The following is a 21665-nucleotide window of genomic DNA, read 5'->3' on the forward strand; positions in this document are numbered from 1 at the left end:
TAGATTCGACATCATGCAGCCGCTAGATCCGGACATGTTCGATCCCGCGTGCCCTTCCAGCGTGTCGCCGATCCGCATCGGCGACAAGTGGGGCGGCATGGTCATCCTCTGCCTGACGCAGGGGCCGCGCCGGTTCTCCGAGCTCCGCGTCCCGTTGCGCCGTGTCACGCCGAAGGTGCTGGCCGAGACGCTGCGCGCGCTCGAACGCGACGGGTTCGTCACCCGGACCGCCTACGCCGAGATCCCGCCCAGGGTGGAGTACGAGCTGACGCCGCTCGGCCGCACCCTGCTGGAGCCCATCGCGGCCTGCCGGGAGTGGGCGAGCAGGAACCTGCCCGCCCTGCTCCAGGCCCGCGAGGCCTACGAGAGCCGCGCCTCGGCGTGACCCGCGAGGCCGTGACCGCGCTCCGGTGTGGGCGGTCCGGTCAGTGGACGGCGTTCCACACCGCGAGCGCGGTCCGCCACACCAGCAGGGTCATCTCGGCTCCCAGCCGCAGCCATTCCCGCCGTTCGCGGTCCCCGCACCGGCGGCCGTGCCTCTTTCGCCTGTCGGACATCGTGCCCCCTTCCCGCCTGTCTGCCGAGGCGGAACGTCGAAAGCGGGCGCCGCCTCATTGCCGTGTTCGTCGAAGCCTGCGCGGGATGGAGGAACTCGCGGCGGGCGACCGGGGGGCGGGTCGTGAGCCGTTTCGCACTGCGACCATGCCGGCGCGTCGGTGAACGTGAATTGCCGTGGTGTTCCGGCGCGTAGGGTGCGGGTCCCTCCGGCCGGCGGAGGGGAAATCGCCTCATCCGCGCACGACTATCAGTGGCATGATCGTACCCAGCGGTAATAAGGATGTAACCCGCAGGAATCCAGGTTGGTGATACATCCCGATATGTCGGCTCGATAAGTCCTGATTTGGGAAGCTCCCGGCCCAGAGGAAGGCGATCGGGAACCAGCGGCACCGGAGCCGCGCGGGAACGGCCGCCCCCGAGCCGCTCCAATAACCCGTTGCGGCCGGTGGACGCCCGCCCTCTAGCGTGCCGTGCATGACACATGAGCTTTTTCTCCTCTTTCTGGGTGGTTTGGCGGTATTTGTCGGCGCGGTCGTCCAGGGCGGGGTGGGGTTCGGGCTGGGACTGGTGGCCGCGCCGCTGATCACGGTGCTCGACCCCACGGTGATGCCGGGCGCCGTCCAGATCGTCAACGTCACGCTGCCGCTGCTCACCCTCGCGAAGGAGTGGCGGGGGGTCGACTGGCGCGGCCTCGGCTTCGCCCTGCTCGGCCGGCTCCCGGGGAGCGCGGTGGGGGCGTTCGTCGTCGTCTACGTCAGCACCCGGACCCTCGGGGTCTTCGTCGGCCTGATGGTGCTGGTGGCGGTGACGGTCACCGCGGCGGCGGTGGCGATCCCGAGGAACGGCGCGACCCTGACCGCCGCAGGGTTCCTGTCGGGCGTCACCGGCACGGCGACCGGGATCGGCGGCCCGCCCATGGCGATCGTGTACCAGCACGCCAAGGGCCCGCAGATCCGCGCGACCCTGGCCATGTACTTCTTCCTCGCCGCCGCCCAGTCGATCGCCATCCTCGCCGCCGTCGGCAAGCTGCCCGGCCGGTCGGTCGTGGCGGGCGCGGTGCTCATCCCGTTCATGGTCGCGGGCTTCGCCGCGTCGGGGCCGCTGCGGCGCTTCCTGGACGGCGGGCGGGTGCGCGCCGGCGTGCTCGTGGTCGCCTCCGCCTCCGCCTTCGTCCTGATCGCCCAGAGCCTCGCGGGTTAATCTTGCGTTTCCTGATTGTTACCGGCGACAACAAACTTTGCCCTCCGGGGGTCTGGCGTCCCGGCGCGGGACGGAATACGTTGCCGCAAACAACATTCAAGAGGGCGGCCGGGCCCGCGACCCGGCGAAGGTCGTCCTCTCCCCGGTCAGAGCTCGGCCGGGCACCTCCCACCAGACCCCCACGGCCACGACTTCCGTGGCCATCTCTGCAGAAAGGACCCGGTGCACTCATGCGCAAGGGGATCCTCGGCCTGACCGCCGCCGCCGCGGCGCTCTCTCTCGGTCTCACCGCCTGCGGGGGCGACGGCGGTGGCACCAGCACGGCCCAGAACTCCGGTGGCGCCTCCGCGTCGTCGGCCGCCAAGCCCGGCAAGATCGGCGTCATCCTGCCCGACAGCAAGTCGTCGCCCCGCTGGGAGACCGCCGACCACAAGTACCTCGAAGAGGCGTTCAAGGCCGCCGGTGTGGCCTACGACATCCAGAACGCGCAGAACGACAAGTCGGCGTTCCAGACCATCGCGGACCAGATGATCACCAACGGCGCGACGGTACTGATGATCGTCAACCTGGACAGCGGCACCGGCAAGGCGGTCATCGACAAGGCCAAGGGGCAGGGCGTCCCGGTCATCGACTACGACCGGCTGACCCTCGGCGGCGGCGCCTCGTACTACGTCAGCTTCGACAACGTGAAGGTCGGCCAGCTGCAGGGCGAGGGCCTGGTGAAGTGCCTGGCCGACAAGAAGGTCGAGAAGCCGATCATCGCCGAGCTGAACGGCTCGCCCACCGACAACAACGCGACGCAGTTCAAGCAGGGCTACGACGGCGTGCTGAAGCCGAAGTTCGACTCCGGTGAGTACACCAAGGGCCCGGACCAGTCGGTGCCCGAGTGGGACCCGGTCAAGGCCGGCACGATCTTCGAGCAGATGCTGACCTCCCAGCCCAAGATCGCCGGTGTGCTCGCGGCCAACGACAACCTCGGCAACGCCGCCATCACCGTGCTGAAGAAGCAGAAGCTCAACGGCAAGGTGCCGGTGACCGGCCAGGACGCCGGCGTCCAGGGCCTGCAGAACATCCTCGCCGGCGACCAGTGCATGACGGTCTACAAGGCGGTCAAGAAGGAGGCGGACGCGGCGTCCCAGCTGGCCGTCGCCCTCGCCAAGGGCGAGAAGCCCTCGGTCGGCGGCACGACCAAGGACACCCAGACCGGCCAGGACGTCCCCGCGGTCCTGCTGGACCCGCTGTCGGTCACCTTCGACAACGTCAAGGACGTCGTCGCCGACGGGTTCGTCACCAAGGACGAACTGTGCAAGGGCGAGTACGCCGACAAGTGCACCAAGGCCGGAATCCAGTAGCCGAGGTCCCAAGCGGCACGCGCCTGAGGGGAGGCCTCCGGAAGGGGGCCTCCCCCTCGGGACGTGCGTGGCGTACCTTCAGTCTCTGAGGAGCAACGTGTCACCCCATCCCGTCCTGGAGATCCGCGGGCTCGACAAGAGCTTCGGTCCCGTGCAGGTCCTGCACGACGTCGCCTTCTCGGCCTACGCCGGTGAGGTCACCGCGCTGGTCGGCGACAACGGCGCGGGCAAGTCCACCATGGTCAAGTGCATCGGCGGCACCTACACGGCCGACGCCGGGGAGTTCCTGTTCGACGGCGCGCCCGTCCAGATCACCAGCCCCCGCGACGCCGCCGAGCTGGGCATCGAGATCGTCTACCAGGACCTCGCCCTCTGCGACAACCTCGACATCGTCCAGAACATGTTCCTCGGCCGCGAGAAGCGCAGTGGCCTGGTGCTGGACGAGGCGACCATGGAGGAGATGGCGGCGAAGACGCTGGAGAGCCTGTCGATCCGCACCGTCAGATCGATCCGCCAGCTCGTCTCCAGCCTCTCCGGCGGCCAGCGCCAGACGGTCGCCATCGCCAAGGCCGTGCTGTGGAACAGCAAGGTCGTCATCCTGGACGAGCCCACCGCCGCGCTCGGCGTCGCCCAGACCGCCCAGGTGCTGGAGCTGGTGCGCCGCCTGGCCGACAACGGGCTCGCCGTCATCCTCATCTCCCACAACATGAACGACGTCTTCGCCGTCTCCGACCGGGTCGCGGCGCTCTACCTCGGCCGCATGGCCGCGCAGGTGAGGACGGCCGACGTCACCCATTCGCAGGTCGTCGAACTGATCACCTCAGGGCGCAGCGGCGAGCTCGGCCTGCAGAACGTCAACGGAGTGACCGCATGAGCACGACGACGCTCCCCGGCGAGAAGACCGCCGCGCCGCCCAGAAGCCTCGGCGGCAACTTCCGTGATTACCTCGGACGCGTCAGGGGCGGCGACATCGGCGCCCTTCCGGCCATCCTCGGGCTGCTCGTGCTGTGCACGGCGTTCGCCGTCCCGCGGCCGGTGTTCCTCTCGGCGACCAACTTCGCCAACCTGTTCACCCAGGGCGCCGCGATCAGCCTGATCGCCATGGGCCTGGTCTTCGTCCTGCTGCTCGGCGAGATCGACCTGTCCGCCGGCTACACCAGCGGCGTCTGCGCGGCCGTCCTCGCGGTCACGATGACCCAGCACGGGTTCCCCTGGTACGTGGGCGTCGGCGCGGCGATCCTCACCGGCATGGTGATCGGGCTCGTGCTCGGCACGCTGGTCGCCAAGCTCGGCATCCCGTCGTTCGTGGTCACCCTGGCCGCCTTCCTGGGGTTCCAGGGCCTGCTGCTCGTCCTGGTGAACGAGGGCAACAACATCGCGATCCGCGACCCGGTGATCATCGCGATCGAGAACAAGTACCTCCCGCCGGCTCTGGGCTGGATCCTGTACGTCGTGTGCGTCCTGGCGTACGCCGCTCTCCAGGTCGTGCGGGCGCGCCGGCGCGCGGGACGCGGCCTCGCGGCCGACCCCGCCGGGCTCATCGCCGTCCGGGTGGGCTCCCTCGCGGTCCTCGGCGGGCTCGCGGTCTACGTCCTGAACCTGGAGCGCAGCCGCAACGCCCTGCTCGTGTCGCTCAAGGGCGTGCCGATCGTCGTCCCGATCGTCCTGACGCTGCTGATCCTCGGGACCTTCGTGCTGCGCCGCACCTCCTTCGGCCGGCACATCTACGCCGTCGGCGGCAACGCCGAGGCGGCGCGCCGCGCGGGCATCAACGTCGACTTCATCCGGGTGAGCGCCTTCGTCATCTGCTCCGGCATGGCCTCGATCGGCGGCATCGTCCTGGCCTCCCAGGCCAGTTCGGTGGACCCCAGCACCGGTGGCAGCGACGTGCTGCTGTTCGCGGTGGGCGCCGCGGTCATCGGCGGCACGAGCCTGTTCGGTGGCAAGGGGCGGGTGCTGGACGCGGTGCTCGGCGGAGCGGTGGTCGCGGTGATCAACAACGGCATGGGCCTGATGGGCTACAGCGCGAGCGTGAAGTACATCGTCACCGGCTGTGTGCTGCTGCTGGCCGCCGGGGTCGACGCGCTCTCCCGCAAGCGGGCCGCCGCCTCTGGTCTAAGGTGATCTGCGGCCGGGGCAGGGGGACCACCCCCGTCCCGGAGCCGCTGATTTGCCAAAGGAACGTCCAAGATGTTCACATGAACGCCGACGGTGTTCCCAGCCGGCGCGCGCCGGGGCGGTTCCCGTCCCGGGCGGCGTACGCCACCCTCCTGGTCGCCACGAAGAACCCTAAGGACAGCGATGATGCGCGCGGGCCCCTCACAGGAGGAGATCCGGCGCCACAACCTCGGGGTGCTGCTTCGCCACGTCCACCTGGGCGGTCCCACCTCCCGCGCCGAGCTGACCACGCGCATGGGGCTCAACCGCAGCACGATCATGGCGTTGACCGCCGACCTCACCGCCGCGGGCCTGGTGCGCGAGGAACTGCCCAGGGAGACCGGCCGCGCCGGGCGGCCGTCCCTGGTGGTCCGGCCCGAGTCGGCGCGGGTGTACGTGCTGGCCTTCGACATCGGCGTCGACCGGCTCGTCGCCGCGCGGGTGGGGCTCGGCGGGGTGATCCTCGACCGCCGTGAGGCCATCCGCAGGCGGGGGCCGCTCGTCCTGGACGAGGTGACCGCGCAGCTCGGCTCCTTCGCCCGGCAGATTCTGAAGAAGACGCGTTCCGACACCATCTGCGTCGGCGTCGGCGTCTCCTTCTCCGGCGGCGTGCGCAGCGGCGACGGCATGGTGCGCTACGCCCCCAACATGGGCGCCGACGACACCCCGCTCGGCGAGGCGCTCGCCGAGCGCCTCGCCCTCGGCGTCCCCGTCGCGGTCGGCAACGACGCCAACCTCGGCGCGCTCGCCGAGCAGGCCCGCGGCGTCGGGGTCGGCTGCCGCGACCTCATCTACCTGCACGGCGACGTCGGCATCGGGGGCGGCATCATCGCCGGGGGCCAGTTGCTCGGCGGCCGGGACGGCTACGGCGGTGAGGTCGGCCACATGGTGGTCAACTCCGGTGGCCGGCCCTGCGGGTGCGGGGCGCGCGGCTGCCTGGAGGCCGAGGTGGGGGAGCGGGCCCTGCTGGAGGCGGCCGGGCGCTTCGGCCGGCAGGTGGGCCGCGACGCCGTACGGGCCGTCGTCGACGCCGCCGACCGGGGCGACGTCGTCGCGCAGGACGCCCTGGCCCGGGTGGGCGACTGGCTGGGCCTCGGCGTCGCCAACCTCGTCAAGATCTTCAATCCCGAGATGGTGATCTTCGGCGGGATGCTCCGCGAGATCTACCTCGGCGCGGCGGCCCAGGTGCGCAGCCGCGTCGCCACCGACGTCATGCCCGCCTCCCGCGAGGGGCTGCGGCTGCGCACCCCGGTGCTCGGCGACGACACCACCCTGGTCGGCGCCGCCGAGCTGGCCTTCGCCCAGGTGCTGGCCGACCCCCTCGACACCCTGGCCCGCGTCGGCGCCTGACCCGCCTCCCACCGGGGCGGGCCGAGGCGTCCCCGTGCCCGCCGGCGGGTCCGGGTCCGGGACGTCAGGTGGCCGGGGTGGCGGCGACCATCGCCGCGCCGGCGGACCAGGTGTTGCAGGCGGAGGGGGAGGCGGCCTTGTAACCGCGGCTGAGCCAGTTGGCGATGTTGCGCCCCTTGCCGTGGTCGCGGATCTTGGTGTACTCGTCACCGCTCTCGCGCGTGGCGTCGATCAGGTAGTCCCAGTCGTCGGTGGTGCGGTCGAGGGAGTCCCAGACGCTGCCGATGAAGGCCCCGGCGAAGCACTCGGCCTGGAGCTCCAGCCGCCGGTACTGCTCGTAGTACTCCTTCTTGTCGCGGTACTGCAGCCTGTTGAAGGCGCTCTCGATGCCGGCGAGGTTCTGGATGTGGTGGCCGTACTCGTGGGAGATCACGTCCATGAGGAACAGGCTCTCGGCCTGCTCGACGATGTCCTTGTCGAGCAGGATGACCATCTTGCGGTACGACGGGCAGTACAGACCCTGGGTCTTCTTCGGCCACTTCTCGCCGCACACCCGCTGGGGCCGGGTGATGAACTGGATGCGGGGCTTGGAGAACGCGATCCCCGCCTTCTTCAGCTGCTGCGACCACGACTGGTTGAGGCAGTTGAGGAGGGGCATGACGTACTTCCTGGCGGAGGCCACGCTCCCGGCGGTGACGGGCTGCTCCGGGCAGTCGGCGGTGGGGAGCGCGCCGGAGGTATAGAGAGTGCTCTTGGTGAGCGCCGGGGCTTTGACGGGGTAGGCGGCGGCGGAGGCGGGGGCCGCGTAGGCCGCTCCGGCCAGGAGGGACGCGGCCAGCAGCCCGGCGGGCAGCGCCACGGAAGAGGGGGAAACGATCACAGCAGAGCAGGTTAGCCGGTATGTCTCCCTAAAGACGATGATTACGCCAGTTGCCGGATTTAGGACGGGCATACCGGGTGGTTACGGCCCGGGTCCGCCGCCCACGCGGTCCCGGGCCGCTGCGAAAGGTTCTCAGGCCCGCTTTCCGCACATCGCCCGCGTCTGTCTTGGCCGACCACGCACAGCGCAGGACCGTGGACGGCGTCCGGATTCGGGCTCGTGCGGAGAACAGGCCTAGGCGACCGTGGCCGAGCCGGCGCTCCAGGTGTTGCAGCCGGAGGGGGAGACCGCCTTGAAGCCCCGGTCGAGCCACTCGGCGATGTTGCGCCCCTTGCCGTGGTCGCGGACGTCGGTGGTCTCGTCGCCGCTCTCCAGGTCGTCCCGCAGCAGGGTCTTCCAGTCCTGGCCGGTACGGTCCAGGGAGGTCCAGATGCTGCCGATGAACACCCCGGCCAGGCACTCGGCCTGCAGCTCGTGGCGGCGCGTCTGCTCGAGGTACTCGGCCTTGCCGCGGTTGGGCAGGCGGTCCAGGGCGTGCGACATCCCGGCCATGTTCTGCACGTGGTGCCCGTACTCGTGCGCGATCACGTCCATGAGGAAGAGGTCCTCGGGGTGGTCGACGACGCTCTTGTCCAGCATCACGGTGATCTGGCGGGTCTCGTCGCAGTACAGGGCCTGGACGTCCTTGCCCCACTTCTCGCCGCAGACGCGCTGTGGGGTGGTGATGAATTTCACACGCGGCTTGACGAAACCGATGCCCGCCTTGGCGAACTGGGCGCTCCACGCGGTGTCCAGGCACTTCAGCAGCGGGGTGAGGTAGTTGCGGACCGAGGCGACGTCGCCGGCCCGGACGGCGGGCTCGGGGCAGTTGGTGCCCGCGAGGCGGCCGGAGGCGTACAGGGCGTTGTGCGTGAGGACCGTGGCGTTCTCGACCGGGTAGGCGGCCGGGGCGGCCTGGGCGGTGCCTCCCAGGAACAGGCTTCCGACCAGGGCAAAAAGCAGGGCAAACGTGGGCTTTCGCATGGTTCCGTGAGGGTATGCGAGTGGAGCGCTTGCCGTAAAACGGATCTAATGTGGACAAGTCGTGGAGGTTTGGCGAGGGCGGCCCACGAGCCCCGCAGGGGTGGGACGCTTGGGGTAAATAAACTCGGGCTGGCCGGCGACCGGTCGGTCAACGGGCGGAGGAGATGATTCCGTGAGTGAGCGGAGCCGGTGGACCGAGGGTCCGGGCGAGGGGCGGGCGGGTCTGCTGGAGTCCATGAAGGGCCCGGGGGACGTGCAGCGCCTGGAGGCCGGCGAACTGCCGGCGCTGGCCGCCGAGATCCGCGACCTGCTGGTCTCCACCACCTCCCGCTTCGGCGGGCACCTCGGCCCCAACCTCGGCGTCGTCGAGCTGACCATCGCCCTGCACCGGGTCTTCGACTCCCCGCGCGACCGCATCCTGTGGGACACCGGCCACCAGGCGTACGTCCACAAGATGCTCACCGGCCGCGCGGCCGACTTCACCGCCCTGCGCCAGGAGGGCGGCCTGTCCGGCTACCCCAGCCAGGCCGAGTCCGAGCACGACATCATCGAGAACTCCCACGCCTCCACCGCCCTGTCGTACGCCGACGGGCTCGCCAAGGCGTACAAGCTGCGCGGCGAGCACGACCGCACCGTGGTCGCGATCATCGGCGACGGCGCGCTCACCGGGGGCATGGCCTGGGAGGCCCTGAACAACATCGCCGGCCACGCCAAGGACCCCGACCTCCCCCTGGTGATCGTCGTCAACGACAACGGCCGCTCCTACTCCCCGACGATCGGCGGCCTCGCCTCCCACCTGGCGTCGCTGCGGATGACGCAGAACTACGAGCACATGCTCGAGTTCGTCAAGCAGAACCTCGGCCGCGTGCCCGTCGTCGGCCCCCCGCTGTACGAGACGCTGCACGGCGTCAAGAAGGGCATCAAGGACGTCCTCGCGCCCCAGGTGATGTTCGAGGACCTCGGACTGAAGTACGTCGGCCCCATCGACGGCCACGACGAGCAGGCGCTGGAGGCGGCGCTGCGCAAGGCGCGCGACTTCCGCAGGCCGGTCATCGTGCACGTGCTGACCAAGAAGGGCTACGGCTACTCACCGGCCGAGAACCACGACGAGGACTGCTTCCACTCCCCGGCGCCGTTCGACCCGCTGACCGGCGAGGAGCAGCCCAAGCCCCACAGCTGGACCAACGTCTTCAGCCAGGAGCTCGTCCGGCTCGGCGCCGAGCGCGACGACATCGTCGCCATCACCGCGGCCATGCTCCATCCCACCGGGCTCGCCGCGTTCGCCGAGGCCTACCCCGACCGCACCTACGACGTCGGCATCGCCGAGCAGCACGCCCTCACCAGCGCCGCGGGGCTCGCCCTCGGCGGCCTGCACCCGGTCGTCGCGGTCTACGCGACGTTCCTCAACCGCGCCTTCGACCAGCTCCTCATGGACGTCGCGCTGCACCGCCTGCCCGTCACGGTCGTGCTCGACCGCGCCGGCGTCACCGGCGACGACGGGGCCAGCCACAACGGCATGTGGGACCTGTCGATCCTCCAGGTGGTCCCGGGGCTCGCCATCGCCGCGCCGCGCGACGCCGTTCGCCTGCGCGAGCTGCTGGCCGAGGCGGTCGAGGTCGACGACGGCCCCACCGTGGTCCGCTTCCCCAAGGGCGCCGTCGGCGCCGACATCGAGGCCGTCGGCAAGATCGGCTCGATGGACGTCCTGCGCGGCGGCCTCGACGGCGCCGACGTCCTGCTGGTGGCCGCCGGTCCGATGGCGCAGGCGTGCCTGGAGGCCGCCGCCCTGCTCGACGCCCACGGCATCTCCTCCACGGTGATCGACCCCCGCTGGGTCAAGCCCCTCGACGCCGCGCTCGTCGCGGCGGCGGCCGGGCACAGGATGGTCGCCGTGGTGGAGGACAACGGCCGCGTGGGCGGGGTCGGCGACGCCGTGGCCCGCCTGCTCAGGGACGCCGACGTCGACGTGCCCGTGCGCACCTACGGCATCCCGCAGCGGTTCCTCGACCACGCCAAGCGGGCCAAGATCCTCTCGGAGGTCGGGCTGACCGGGCAGGACATCGCCCGCGAGATCACCGGCGCCATGGCCAAGCGCACCGCCCCCCTGGAGGGCGACCCCGCGCGCTGACCCCCGTCCCGCCGCGCGCGCCGCCGACACGGCGGTGGCGCGCACGGCCACGGGCCGCCGTGATCGCGCACGGGCGCCGCGGGACCGTCACCAGGGCGGTGCCGCGGGATCGCCGCGCCAGGGCAGCCGAATGTTTGCCTTATGGTGAAGGTGCGCATGACCTGCGTTTTCTCGGGCAGGCGCCCGGTGCGAACCACGGCGAACAGGGAGGCGTGCCCATGACGATCTTCCGCACCAAATCCGTCGAACAATCGATCCAGGACAGCGAGGCGCCCGAGCATCGGCTCCGGCGTAACCTCAGCGCGCTCGACCTGACCGTGTTCGGCGTCGGAGTCATCGTCGGCACCGGCATCTTCGTCCTCACCGGCCAGGTGGCACGGGACACCGCCGGTCCCGCCGTCGCCCTGTCGTTCGTCGTCGCCGCGGTCGTCTGCGGGCTCGCCGCCCTCTGCTACGCCGAGTTCGCCTCCACGGTGCCGGTCGCCGGGTCCGCCTACACCTTCTCCTACGCCACCATCGGCGAGTTCCCCGCCTGGATCGTCGGCTGGGACCTCATGCTGGAGCTCGCCCTCGGAGCCGCGGTGGTGGCGGTCGGCTGGTCGGGCTACTTCAGCGAGCTGCTCACCTCGCTGGGGATCCACCTGCCCGCGTCCATCGCGGGCGACCACGCCGTCTTCAACGTCCCGGCCGTCGTCGTGGTGCTCGCGCTGACGGCGGTGCTGGCGGCCGGCATCAAGCTGTCGGCCAGGTTCAACCTCGTGGTGGTGGCGATCAAGATCACGGTCATCCTGCTGGTCATCGTCGCCGGGCTGTTCTTCATCAAGACCGGCAACTACACCCCCTTCATCCCGCCGGCGCAGCCCACCGAGGCCGTCCACGGGCTCAAGGCGCCGCTGATCCAGACCCTGTTCGGGATCACTCCCGTCGCCTACGGCGTGTTCGGCGTCTTCGCCGGCGCCGCCGTCGTCTTCTTCGCCTTCATCGGGTTCGACGTCGTCGCCACCGCCGCCGAGGAGACCCGCCGGCCGCAGCGCGACCTGCCGATCGGCATCATCGCCTCGCTCACCATCTGCACGATCCTGTACGTCGCGGTGTCGCTGGTCGTCGTCGGCATGCAGCCGTACAACCGGCTCAGCCGGTCGGCGCCGCTGGCCGGCGCGTTCCGGGTCGTCGGGCAGGACTGGCTCGCCGGCATCATCAGCGTCGGCGCGCTCGCCGGGCTCACGACCGTCGTCATGATCCTGATGCTCGGCCAGAGCCGCGTGTTCTTCGCAATGAGCCGTGACAACCTGCTGCCCCGCCGCCTGGCCGCCGTCCACCCCCGCTTCGGCACGCCGTACATCATCACGATCGTCATCGGCGCGGTGACCGCGCTGCTCGCCGGGCTGATCCCCCTGTCGGCGCTGGCCGAACTGGTGAACATCGGCACGCTGTTCGCGTTCATCCTGGTCTCGATCGGCGTGGTGATCCTGCGCCGGACCCGCCCCGACCTGCCCCGGTCGTTCCGCACACCGCTGGTGCCGCTGGTGCCGATCCTGTCGGTGCTGGCCTGCGTCTACCTCATGCTGAACCTGCCGGTCGAGACCTGGCTGCGGTTCCTGGTCTGGATGGCGATCGGCGTCGCGGTCTACTTCCTGTACGGCGTGCGGCACAGCCGGGTCGAGGAGGAGCCCCGGGTGGCGGTGCGCTGAGAGCGCCGGTCGCCGCGCCAGGGTGAGAGCACGCCCCGCGCGGCCCCACAATGAGGAAGAAGCCGTGAGGGGCTCGGGGAGGGCGATCATGGTCACGCTGGAAGACGTCGCCAGGCACGCGGGGGTGTCGCTGGCGACCGCCTCGCGCGTGCTCAACGGCAGCAGCCGCCAGGTGGGGGCGGCGATGCGCGCGAGGGTCGAGTCGTCGGCCGCCAAGCTCGGCTATCGTGCCGACGCGACCGCGCAGACCCTGGCGCGGGGCGCGAGCAACGTCGTCGGCGTCGTCATCCAGGACCTCACCGACCCCTACTTCGCCGCCATCGCCGACGGCGCCATCCGCGCGGCCGACACGCACAACATGGTGGTCACGCTCGGCACCACCTACCGCGACCCCGAGCGCGAGATCGCGCTGGTCGCCACGCTGAACGCCCAGCGCGCCCGCGCCGTGCTGATCGCGGGGTCCCGCCTGGCCGACGAGGTCATGCTGCGGCGGCTGCGCGCCGAGCTCGACGTCTACCGCGCCTCCGGCGGACGGGTCGCGATCATCGGGCAGGACCTCCTCGGCACCGACACCGTCGCGCCGCTCAACCATGAGGGCGCCCGCGATCTCGCCCACGCGCTGGCCGGGCGGGGGCACCGCCGTTTCGCCGTGCTCGCCGGGCCGCCCGGCCTCTACACGGCCCTCGACCGCGCCTCGGGTTTCGCCGCCGGGCTGGCCGAGCTCGGGCTGCCCGCGCCGGTCGTCGTGCACGGCGGGTTCGACCGGGACGGCGGCCACACCGCCGCCGTCGAGCTGCTGCGGATGGGGACGGACGCCACGTGCGTGTTCGCGGTGAACGACGTCATGGCGACGGGGGCGCTGTCCGCCATGCGCGAGCACGGCGTCGACGTGCCCGGCGCCATGTCGCTGGCGGGCTTCGACGACGCGGCGTCGCTGCGTGACGTGGTGCCCTCGATGACGACGGTTCGACTGCCGCTGGCCCGTATGGGAACCCTCGCGGTCGACCTCGCCCTCTCGTCCGACGGGCAGCCCCGCGTCGAGCACATCGAGGGCGAGGTCGTCCTCCGCGACAGCGTGCGCACCCTCCCCGTCTCCTGAGGGCCGGCGGCCCTCCCCTTACCCGCTGGGGACGGTGTGTCCATCGGCGCCGGGTCGGCGAAGTGGAGTACGGCGAAGCCGGCGCCCCCGTACGGCGAGCGGCCGGTGGAACGCCGCACGGGAACGCCGCTCAGCCGAGGAGGTCCTCCTTGCCGGCCAGGCGGATCAGGGCCTTCGACAGCGGGCGCGCGGTCAGGCCGATCTGCCACTCGCGGGCGCCCAGGGCACGCAGGCGGGCCGCCACCGACTCCTCGCCGAGGTCGTCCGGCGGCTCCCAGGTCAGGCGGCGGATCGCCTCGGGCTGCAGCAGGTTCTCGGTCGGCATGCGGTGCTCGTCGGCCAGCGCCGCGACGGCGGCCCGCGCCGTCGCCAGGCGCCTGGCGGCCGCCGGATCGCGGTCGGCCCAGCGGTTCGCCGGGGGCGGTCCCTCGCCGGGGCCGGTCGGCTGCGGGAGCTGCCCGTCGGGCAACGCGCGGGCCTTGTTGACGGCGTTGAGCCAGGCCCGCAGATGGCGGCGCGCGCTGCGGCCGGTGAACGGCGTGATCTCCGTCAGGGCCTTCGTCGTGCGCGGCTGCTCCAGCGCGGCCGCCACGATCGCCGAGTCGGGCAGCACCCGCCCCGGCGCGAGGTCGGCCTCCCGGGCCAGCTCGTCGCGCAGCGTCCACAGCTCACGCACCACCGCCAGGCCGCGCAGGGAACGCACCTTGTGGATGCCGGAGGTGCGCCGCCACGGGTCGGTGCGCGGCGGGGCCGGGGGAGCGGCCAGGATGGAGGCGAACTCCTCCAGCGCCCACTCGAGCTTCCCGCTGTCGGTCAGCTCGTCGTACAACTTGTCGCGCAGCTCGATCAGCACCTCGACGTCGAGCGCGGCGTAGCGCAGCCAGGCCTCCGGGAGCGGGCGGTGCGACCAGTCGGCCGCGGAGTGGCCCTTCTCCAGGCGCAGGCCGAGGACGTTCTCGACCATCGTGCCGAGTCCGACGCGCTCGTAGCCGAGGAGCCGGCCGGCCAGTTCGGTGTCGAACAGCTTGCGAGGGGTGAAGCCCAGCTCGGCCAGGCAGGCGAGGTCCTGCGTGGCGGCGTGCAGGACGACCTCGGCGTCGGCCAGCACGGCGTCGAGCTCGGAAAGGTCGGGGCAGGCGGTGGGGTCGATGAGGGCGCTGCCGGCTCCGGCGCGGCGCAGCTGCACGAGGTAGGCGCGCCCGCTGTAGCGGTAGCCCGACGCGCGTTCCGCGTCGACGGCGACGGGGCCGGTGCCCTTGGCGAACGCGCGTACGGCCGCCGCGAGCGCGGCGGGGTCCTCGATGACCGGCGGGATCCCCTCTCGGGGCTCCAGGAGCGGCACTATTTCGGATGCGGGGATGATTTCGTCGTCGGTCACGTCCTGAAGGACTCCGGGTCTTCGCGACGCGCGGACCGCGGCGGGAGGGCCGCGACGTCGGGTGGCAGGGGTGGAATGCCCGCCGCGAGGCAGATCAGGTCGCACCAGGCGGCGACGTGCGCCGAGAGGTCCTCCTCCAGGGGGGACCAGGAAGCGCGCAGCTCCAGCTCGGTGGTGACCGGGTCGTCGGCCTTGTTGCCGAACCCCTCGGACACCGCCCGGGTGACCGTGCCGCCGGCGGCGGCGTAGCGTGCGTGGTGGGAGTCGAGGGCCTCGGTGAGCCAGCTCCACGCCACCGGCCCCAGCATGGGGTCGGAGGTGATCTCCGGCTCCATGTCGGCGCGGACGTAGGCGACCAGCCGGAACGGGCCGTCCCAGCCGCGTTGCCCGTCGGGGTCGAAGAGCATGATCAGGCGGCCGACCGCGAGCTCGTCGTCGTCGCGGTAGACCGAGGCGCCCACGGCGCCGGAGTAGGGCGCGAGCCGCTGGGGAGCGGGGATGTCCTCCAGCTCGATCTCGGGCCTGACCTGGGCGGGACGCAGGCTCGCGAGGGCCCGCCGGAAGGCGGCGGGGGCCGGCGGCGCGTCACCGATGGTCATGATGGCAGCGTAGGCCGGGGCGGGCGGTGCCGGAAGCAGGGGGGTATGCGCTTGGGACATCGATGGTGATCAATCCGCCATCACCGGGGCGTCGCCACGCTTCCCGTAGACCCTGTGGCCGTGATGGTCGTACCCGTCGAGGCGCGGTCGTCGCCCGGACTCCGGTTTGGCGGCACGGAGCGCACAAGGCACAGTGCGGTGCTCGGAGGAACTCCACATCGCGGTCATCGCGGGCCTTTCGTCGGGTCCCATGATCGAGAGTTCGCACGGACAGGAATGCGCGTCGCCTGGCCGGCGCTCCCCGTCGCGCGCCTTGTCCGTGAACTCGACGGCTGGTCCGACGTTGACACGTCACGGCGACATTTCCCCGCAACGCGCTCGGCGTGTCCCGAAAGTGGTCACCGAATCGGTGCCGCGCGGTGATTTGACCAACGTTTGAGCCAGCCGCGACATGAGCCCGGACCTAACGTGAGACGTACTGTACCTGCGCTTTCCGACCCGTTGACACCGGCGACCGGCGCACGGGGCTCCCGCTTGCTCTATCGAATCAGACATAGTGTACGTATCACACCCCGCAAGGCCGTGACCGGACATGATTCGGGTAACCCGCAATTCCCGCCAGCCCAGCCCTCGCCGTACGCCGGCCTCACCCCTCGCCGTACGCCGGCGCCGGACCGCCCCCGGCGTGCCGCCCGGCGGACGTCGGCGCGGCGACGAAGAGAGGCCGAGGTCGTGGTGCGGGTGGAGGGGGTGTACGCGGTGCGCCGACCGGTCCTGCCGCGTGGCACCCTGGTTACGTGAATCCCGAGACCGCCGAATCACCCTTCATCCGCGCCTGCCGGGGCCTGTCCGTGCCGCACACCCCGGTCTGGTACATGCGCCAGGCGGGGCGCGCGCTGCCCGAATACCGGGCCGTCCGCGCCGACGTGCCGATGCTCACCGCGTGCGCCACCCCCGACCTCATCGTGGAGATCACGATGCAGCCCGTGCGCCGCTACGGCGTGGACGCGGCGATCTTCTTCAGCGACATCGTCGTGCCGCTGAAGGCCATCGGGATCGACCTCGACCTCAAGCCCGGCGTCGGCCCCGTGATCGCCGACCCGATCCGCGACGCCTCGGGCCTCGCGCCCCTGCGGCCCCTTTCGGCCGAGGACGTCCCCTATGTCACCGAGGCCGTGCGGGCGCTGGTCAAGGAGCTCGGGTCCACGCCCCTCATCGGCTTCGCCGGGGCGCCGTTCACGCTGGCGTCCTATCTCATCGAGGGCGGCCCCTCGAAGAACCACGACCACACCAAGGCCATGATGTACGGCGAGCCCGAGCTGTGGCACGCCCTGATGGACCGCCTCACGGGCATCACGATCACCTACCTCCGCACCCAGATCGAGGCCGGCGCGTCGGCGATCCAGCTGTTCGACTCCTGGGTCGGCGCGGTCGCCCCCGACGACTACCGCGAGTTCGTCCTGCCGTACACCAGCCGCATCTTCGCCGGCGTGGCCGACCTCGACGTGCCGCGCATCCACTTCGGCGTGGGCACCGGCGAGCTGCTCGGCCTGCTCGGCGATGCGGGGGCCGACGTCGTCGGCGTCGACTGGCGGGTCCCGCTCGACGAGGCCGCGCGCCGTGTCGGGCCGGGCAAGGCACTGCAGGGCAACCTCGACCCGGCCGTGCTGTTCGCGCCCTTCGAGGTCGTCGAGCGCCGCGCCCGCGACATCCTGGCCCGGGGTCGCGCCGCCGAGGGGCACGTGTTCAACCTCGGCCACGGCGTCCCGCCCTCCGCCGACCCCGACCAACTCACCCGCCTCACCGACCTCGTCCACGAGGCCACCACCTCCTGACCCGCCCACGGGGACGGATCCCTCCGGTGTCGGAGGGAAGGGCGATGGTTCCGGCGCCGGTCGCGGTGGGTGACCCGCCGGGGCGAACGGCGGGGCCGGTCAGTCCTCGGAGGCCGCCGGCGCCGGGCGTTCCGGCGCCTGTGAAGCCGGTTCCCCCGTTGCCGGTGGCTGCGGTGCCGCAGGCGGCCGAGGGACCGTGGTCGTGGTACGGCGGGTTCGCCGGCGTAGCAGGCGGAAGGCCAGCACCATCAGGGCCAGGGGGATCGCCCAGGGCAGGAGCACGCCGGCGCCGGTCACGGCGACCTTGACGCTGGTCACCAGGGCGTGCCAGCCGGTCTTGAGGCCGCCCAGGAAGCCCGACGGCTCGTCGTCCGTCTCCGGGAGTACGGCGGCGGGCCCGACCAGGCGCAGGGTCAACGTGGCGGCGGCCGTCTGCGCGGCCAGCACCTTCTGGCGGGCCTCCAGCGACTCCAGGTCGGCCTCCCTGCTGGAGATCTCCCGCTCGATGGACAGCACCTCACCGATCGTCTTGGCCTTGCCCAGCAGCGCGCGGAGCTGGTCGAGCGACGAGCGGGCGGACTTCAGCCTGCTCTCCACGTCGGCGACCTTCTCGGTGACGTCCTCGGTGCCCTGCTGGAGCGCCTCGCGCTTGCCGAGGACCTTCCCGAGCTGGTCGAGGACCGCCGGGTAGCGGTCCGGCGGGATCTTGAAGACCAGGGTGGCGCTCTCCTCCCCGCTGCCGGAGGCCGACTCCTCGTGGTCGAGGCGGCCCCCGGCGCCGGTGACGATCTGCTTGGCCCTGTCGGCGGCCGCGGCGACGCTCTTGGCGCGCACCGTCATGTCGCCGGTGTAGATGATCGCCCGCTCGGGCTGCCGTATCCGCACCTTGGACAGGCCGCCGGGCGACCTCATGGGCACCGTGTCGCCGTTCTGCGGGGACGGGACGGCACCCTCGTCCCGCAGGGGCGCGGGCGCGCCGGCCGCCGAGCCCTCCGTCTTGACCGCCCCGCCGGCGCACCCGGAGACGACGAGGACGACCGCCGCCAGCGCCGCGGCGAGCGGCGGACCACACCGTGATCTGCTCATACCCTGTTGACGAAAGCCGGGAGGCGCGGGTTTGGTGACCGCCGTCACGATGCGGTCACGTTCTCGCCCACATTGATCGAGGTCGGCGGAGCGACCGCCTACCTGGGCGGGTAACGTCTGAAGGCATGGAAGGGACTCGCCCGCACGTCGTGGTGGTCGGCGCAGGCATCGCCGGTCTGGCCGCGGCGTGGCACCTCCGCCAGGAGGACGACCGCCTCGCGGTGACCGTGCTCGAAGGCTCCCCGCGCATCGGCGGCAAGCTGCACGCCTCCGAGGTCGCCGGCATACCGGTCGACGAGGGCGCCGAGGCCATGCTGGCCCGCCGCCCCGAGGGCAAGGAGCTCGCCCGCGTGGCCGGGCTGGGCGACCGGCTGGTGCACCCCGCGCCCGTGGGAGCGTCGATCTACAGCAGGGGCGCGCTGCGGGCGATGCCCAAGGGGCACGTCATGGGCGTCCCCTCCGACGTGGCCGAGCTCGGGCGTTCGGGCATCCTGTCGCCCGCGGGCTTCGTCCGGGTTCCGCTCGACCAGATCCTGCCCGCCACCCTCATCAGCTCCGACGTGTCGGTCGCGGCGTACATCCGCGCCCGCATGGGTGGCGAGGTCGTCGACCGGCTGGTGGAGCCGCTCCTCGGCGGCGTCTACGCCGGGCGGGCCGAGTTCCTGTCGCTGGACGCCACGATGCCGCACATCGCGACCGCGGCCCGCACCGAGCGGTCACTGCTCAGGGCCGCGCGCGAGATCTCCCAGGACGCCCCGAAGAACGCCGGTCCGGTGTTCACCACGATCGAGGACGGCATGGGCGCCCTGCCCGGCGCGGTCGCCGCGGCGTCCGGCGCCGACGTCAGGACCGGCGTCATGGTCCGCGAGCTCAAGCGCACCCGCGACGGCTGGCGCCTGGTCACCGGGCCGGCCCGCGCCCCCGAGACGATCGAGGCCGACGCCGTCATCGTGGCGGTCCCCGCGCCCGCGGCCGGGCGCCTGCTCGCGGACGAGGTGCCCAAGGCCGCCGCCGAGCTGGCCCGTGTCGAGTACGCCAGCATGGCCATCGTCACCCTCGCCTACCCTCGCTCGGCGTTCCCCGAGCAGCCCTCGGGCAGCGGCTACCTCGTGCCCTCGGTCGAGGGGCGGGCGGTGAAGGCCGTGACGTTCAGCACGGTGAAGTGGCCCCACCTGGCCGCGGCCGACCCGGGTCTGCTGGTGCTGCGCTGCTCCATCGGGCGCCTCGGCGAGGAGTACCTCCTCCAGCGCGACGACGGCGAGCTCGTGGCGATGGCGATGGCCGAGATGGCGGAGGTCATGGGGGTCCGCGGGCTTCCGGTGGACAGCCGGGTGACCCGCTGGGGCGGCGCCCTGCCGCAGTACGACGTGGGCCACCTCGACCGGGTCGCGCGCGTGCGGGCCGCGGTCGCCGTGCAGCCCGGCCTCGCGGTGTGCGGCGCGGCGTACGACGGGGTGGGTGTCCCGGCGTGCGTGGCCACCGGCCGTACGGCCGCGGCGAAGGTCCTGGCGTACCTGGCGGAGGACCACGGAGGAGAATGGCACGAGGACAGGCGGACGGCGGGCACCCGCTGAGCGGCCGGCCGTGCCGAGTGATCGAAGCCGTCGATTGGGAAGGCGAGTACGACCAGTGACCGAGAGCAACGCGAAGCCGAAGGCCCGCGATCTCAACCAGGTGATCCGCTACACGATGTGGTCGGTGTTCCGGGTGCGTGAGCCGCTGCCGGGCGACCGCACGCAGGTGGCCCACGAGGTGCAGGCCGTGCTCTCGCAGGCGGCCGAGAAGGACGTCGTGACCCGGGGCTCCTACGAGGTGGCCGGCTTCCGGGCCGACGCCGACTACATGTTCTGGTGGCACGCCTCCACTCCGGACGACCTCCAGGAGGTCTACGGCCGCTTCCGGCGCACGTCGCTGGGGCGGGCGAGCGAGCCGGTGTGGTCGGTGATGGCGCTGCACCGTCCGGCGGAGTTCAACAAGTCCCACATCCCCGCGTTCCTCGCCGAGGAGGAGCCGCGGGGCTACGTCTCGGTCTACCCGTTCGTCCGGTCGCTGGAGTGGTACCTCCTGGACGACTCCGAGCGCCGCGCGATGCTGGCCGAGCACGGGCGCATGGCCCGGGGGTACCCCGACGTGCGGGCGAACACGGTGGCGTCGTTCGCGCTGAACGACTTCGAGTGGATCCTCGCCTTCGAGGCCGACGAGATGCACCGCATCGTCGACCTGATGCGCGATCTGCGGGCGGCGCAGGCGCGCCGGCACACCCGTCTGGAGATCCCGTTCTACGCCGGCACCCGCAAGCCGCTGGAGGAGCTGGTGGCGGCCCTGCCGTAGCCGCGCCCAACCGGACAAAGCCCTTCGTTCATCACTTCAGTCGCAAACGCCACCACGGCTGGTTTTCCGGGAACAAGTCACCTCAGTTTCCGATCTCTGGCATACTCGGTGTGATTCCCGTGTCTACGTGAGGCAGAGGGTGAACAGGGGCAGAAGTCTGGCGCGTTCCAGGCGAGGGGGGCAACACCGGCGGCGCAAGTCCGGCCGCCGACGGGTTCTCGAGTATGTGGCGGGGCTGGCCGCCGTGGCGGTGCCCGCCGTGGCGATCGGCGCGGTGTTCGCGAGCCCGGGTGGCGGTTCGGCCGCCTCCGGGGCGGAGTGGGCGCCGCCCAGCGTGGCCGCGGCTCCGGCGACGACCGGTGCCGCCCAGGCCATGGGCGATCCCGCCGGTGACGGCGGCAAGGTCTCGACGGCGAGCAAGCGCGTCAAGAAGGCGCGCGACCCCGCCGATACGGCGTCGGGCCCGTCGAAGCACACCGACACCAAGGCCGTGACGTATTTCAAGCAGCGCTGGGCGAAGGACAAGGCCGTCAAGCGCATCACCGACATCAGGACGGTGGGCAAGTACCTCCGGATCTACACCAACCTCCCGGAGAACGCCCACAACTCCAAGTCGGCGATCGACCTGTGCAAGCGGGGCCTCGAATACCTCTCCAAGGAGGTCGGCGAGCAGAGCCCGGTGGTGTTCGTCCAGGCGCAGTTCGGCCAGAACGGCAACCCGGTGCTCGCCAACGTCATCGGCCCCGGCGACCACTCCTGCCGCCTCAGCGCGCCCGACCCCAAGTAGGGCTCCTAGGCCTGTTTTCCGCACGAGCCCGAATCTCCCTGGTCGGTCGCTACATGCGGTCCGGCACTATCAGTGATCACCGCAGGTCATTGAGGGCGATGTGCGGAAAATGGGCCTACGGGGTGGGTGGCCGGGGCGCCGGGTCCGGCGGGCGGGGCGGACGGCGCCCCACCCGCACCCGGGTCTTGCCGCACACTTCGCATCGCTGGGT

19 protein-coding genes are annotated in these 21665 nt (G+C 71.6%); 13 read left to right on the plus strand and 6 right to left on the minus strand.

Annotated features, from left to right (window positions below; genetic code table 11):
* The first annotated feature begins 13 nt into the window (after positions 1-13).
* The gene (locus tag KIK05_RS36540; RefSeq protein ID WP_214415421.1) at positions 14-385 is read left to right on the plus strand and encodes a winged helix-turn-helix transcriptional regulator; all 372 of its coding nucleotides are present in this window, start codon (positions 14-16) and stop codon (positions 383-385) included.
* A gap of 40 nt (positions 386-425) precedes the next feature.
* On the opposite strand, the gene KIK05_RS48430 is transcribed toward KIK05_RS36540, so the two are convergent.
* Positions 426-557, minus strand: a complete 132-nt coding sequence (locus KIK05_RS48430) for a hypothetical protein (protein WP_284681534.1) — start codon at positions 555-557, stop codon at positions 426-428.
* A 511-nt stretch (positions 558-1068) separates the two neighbouring features.
* Between KIK05_RS48430 and KIK05_RS36545 the strand changes: the two genes are divergently transcribed.
* From KIK05_RS36545 to KIK05_RS36565, 5 genes are all read left to right on the plus strand, one after another.
* Entirely contained in the window at positions 1069-1758 is a 690-nt protein-coding gene (locus KIK05_RS36545; RefSeq protein ID WP_250564038.1) for a sulfite exporter TauE/SafE family protein, read from the plus strand.
* A 230-nt stretch (positions 1759-1988) separates the two neighbouring features.
* Entirely contained in the window at positions 1989-3110 is a 1122-nt protein-coding gene (locus KIK05_RS36550; protein WP_214415423.1) for a sugar ABC transporter substrate-binding protein, read from the plus strand.
* A gap of 97 nt (positions 3111-3207) precedes the next feature.
* Positions 3208-3984 (plus strand): ATP-binding cassette domain-containing protein, encoded by a 777-nt coding sequence (locus KIK05_RS36555; RefSeq protein ID WP_214415424.1) that lies wholly within the window; start codon positions 3208-3210, stop codon positions 3982-3984.
* Positions 3981-5234, plus strand: coding sequence for a sugar ABC transporter permease (locus KIK05_RS36560; RefSeq protein WP_214415425.1), 1254 nt, complete (start codon positions 3981-3983; stop codon positions 5232-5234). Before KIK05_RS36555 ends, KIK05_RS36560 begins: the two co-directional genes overlap by 4 nt.
* Before the next feature lie 180 nt (positions 5235-5414).
* On the plus strand, positions 5415-6617 hold the full coding sequence (locus tag KIK05_RS36565) for an ROK family transcriptional regulator (protein WP_214415474.1): 1203 nt from the start codon (positions 5415-5417) through the stop codon (positions 6615-6617).
* A 64-nt stretch (positions 6618-6681) separates the two neighbouring features.
* Here the strand turns inward: KIK05_RS36565 and KIK05_RS36570 are convergent, their stop codons facing one another.
* Both KIK05_RS36570 and KIK05_RS36575 read right to left on the minus strand, forming a co-directional pair.
* Positions 6682-7497 (minus strand): neutral zinc metallopeptidase, encoded by an 816-nt coding sequence (locus tag KIK05_RS36570; protein WP_214415426.1) that lies wholly within the window; start codon positions 7495-7497, stop codon positions 6682-6684.
* A 234-nt stretch (positions 7498-7731) separates the two neighbouring features.
* On the minus strand, positions 7732-8520 hold the full coding sequence (locus KIK05_RS36575) for a neutral zinc metallopeptidase (protein WP_214415427.1): 789 nt from the start codon (positions 8518-8520) through the stop codon (positions 7732-7734).
* A 172-nt stretch (positions 8521-8692) separates the two neighbouring features.
* Between KIK05_RS36575 and dxs the strand changes: the two genes are divergently transcribed.
* The 3 genes from dxs (at position 8693) to KIK05_RS36590 (ending at position 13438) form a co-directional block, all read left to right on the plus strand.
* The gene (gene dxs, locus KIK05_RS36580) at positions 8693-10648 is read left to right on the plus strand and encodes a 1-deoxy-D-xylulose-5-phosphate synthase (RefSeq protein WP_372455641.1); all 1956 of its coding nucleotides are present in this window, start codon (positions 8693-8695) and stop codon (positions 10646-10648) included.
* A gap of 218 nt (positions 10649-10866) precedes the next feature.
* Positions 10867-12339, plus strand: coding sequence for an amino acid permease (locus KIK05_RS36585; protein WP_250564039.1), 1473 nt, complete (start codon positions 10867-10869; stop codon positions 12337-12339).
* 88 nt (positions 12340-12427) lie between these two features.
* The gene (locus KIK05_RS36590) at positions 12428-13438 is read left to right on the plus strand and encodes a LacI family DNA-binding transcriptional regulator (protein ID WP_214415429.1); all 1011 of its coding nucleotides are present in this window, start codon (positions 12428-12430) and stop codon (positions 13436-13438) included.
* A 130-nt stretch (positions 13439-13568) separates the two neighbouring features.
* Here the strand turns inward: KIK05_RS36590 and KIK05_RS36595 are convergent, their stop codons facing one another.
* Both KIK05_RS36595 and KIK05_RS36600 read right to left on the minus strand, forming a co-directional pair.
* A complete protein-coding gene (locus KIK05_RS36595) occupies positions 13569-14816 on the minus strand; it encodes an HRDC domain-containing protein (protein WP_308250261.1) in 1248 nt (415 codons plus the stop codon).
* Positions 14813-15415: a DUF3000 domain-containing protein gene (locus tag KIK05_RS36600; protein ID WP_214415430.1), complete on the minus strand. Its 603-nt coding sequence runs from the start codon at positions 15413-15415 to the stop codon at positions 14813-14815. The genes KIK05_RS36595 and KIK05_RS36600 overlap by 4 nt, the downstream gene beginning before the upstream one ends.
* 797 nt (positions 15416-16212) lie before the next feature.
* Here KIK05_RS36600 and hemE point away from each other — a divergent pair.
* Entirely contained in the window at positions 16213-17250 is a 1038-nt protein-coding gene (hemE, locus tag KIK05_RS36605; protein WP_214415431.1) for a uroporphyrinogen decarboxylase, read from the plus strand.
* A gap of 99 nt (positions 17251-17349) precedes the next feature.
* Here hemE and KIK05_RS36610 read toward each other — a convergent pair whose 3' ends face one another.
* A complete protein-coding gene (locus KIK05_RS36610; protein ID WP_214415432.1) occupies positions 17350-18336 on the minus strand; it encodes a DUF4349 domain-containing protein in 987 nt (328 codons plus the stop codon).
* Between the two features lie 125 nt (positions 18337-18461).
* Between KIK05_RS36610 and hemG the strand changes: the two genes are divergently transcribed.
* From hemG to KIK05_RS36625, 3 genes are all read left to right on the plus strand, one after another.
* A complete protein-coding gene (hemG, locus tag KIK05_RS36615; RefSeq protein WP_214415433.1) occupies positions 18462-19910 on the plus strand; it encodes a protoporphyrinogen oxidase in 1449 nt (482 codons plus the stop codon).
* 115 nt (positions 19911-20025) lie between these two features.
* The gene (gene hemQ / locus KIK05_RS36620) at positions 20026-20667 is read left to right on the plus strand and encodes a hydrogen peroxide-dependent heme synthase (protein ID WP_214415477.1); all 642 of its coding nucleotides are present in this window, start codon (positions 20026-20028) and stop codon (positions 20665-20667) included.
* A 226-nt stretch (positions 20668-20893) separates the two neighbouring features.
* A complete protein-coding gene (locus KIK05_RS36625; RefSeq protein ID WP_214415434.1) occupies positions 20894-21454 on the plus strand; it encodes a hypothetical protein in 561 nt (186 codons plus the stop codon).
* Positions 21455-21665: the final 211 nt, after the last annotated feature.

The organism is Sphaerisporangium fuscum (assembly GCF_018531465.1).
Lineage (GTDB): Bacteria > Actinomycetota > Actinomycetes > Streptosporangiales > Streptosporangiaceae > Sphaerisporangium > Sphaerisporangium fuscum.

Excerpts from the sequence above, each read along its gene's own strand:
- hemQ (WP_214415477.1), top strand. The coding sequence starts at position 20,026 with ATGTGGTCGGTGTTCCGGGTGCGTGAGCCGCTGCCGGGCGACCGCACG.
- KIK05_RS36585 (WP_250564039.1), top strand. The coding sequence starts at position 10,867 with ATGACGATCTTCCGCACCAAATCCGTCGAACAATCGATCCAGGACAGC.
- KIK05_RS36540 (WP_214415421.1), top strand. The coding sequence starts at position 14 with ATGCAGCCGCTAGATCCGGACATGTTCGATCCCGCGTGCCCTTCCAGC.
- KIK05_RS36550 (WP_214415423.1), top strand. The coding sequence starts at position 1,989 with ATGCGCAAGGGGATCCTCGGCCTGACCGCCGCCGCCGCGGCGCTCTCT.
- hemG (WP_214415433.1), top strand. The coding sequence starts at position 18,462 with ATGGAAGGGACTCGCCCGCACGTCGTGGTGGTCGGCGCAGGCATCGCC.
- KIK05_RS36575 (WP_214415427.1), bottom strand. The coding sequence starts at position 8,520 with ATGCGAAAGCCCACGTTTGCCCTGCTTTTTGCCCTGGTCGGAAGCCTG.
- KIK05_RS48430 (WP_284681534.1), bottom strand. The coding sequence starts at position 557 with ATGTCCGACAGGCGAAAGAGGCACGGCCGCCGGTGCGGGGACCGCGAA.
- KIK05_RS36590 (WP_214415429.1), top strand. The coding sequence starts at position 12,428 with ATGGTCACGCTGGAAGACGTCGCCAGGCACGCGGGGGTGTCGCTGGCG.
- KIK05_RS36560 (WP_214415425.1), top strand. The coding sequence starts at position 3,981 with ATGAGCACGACGACGCTCCCCGGCGAGAAGACCGCCGCGCCGCCCAGA.
- KIK05_RS36600 (WP_214415430.1), bottom strand. The coding sequence starts at position 15,415 with ATGACCATCGGTGACGCGCCGCCGGCCCCCGCCGCCTTCCGGCGGGCC.
- KIK05_RS36565 (WP_214415474.1), top strand. The coding sequence starts at position 5,415 with ATGCGCGCGGGCCCCTCACAGGAGGAGATCCGGCGCCACAACCTCGGG.
- KIK05_RS36610 (WP_214415432.1), bottom strand. The coding sequence starts at position 18,336 with ATGAGCAGATCACGGTGTGGTCCGCCGCTCGCCGCGGCGCTGGCGGCG.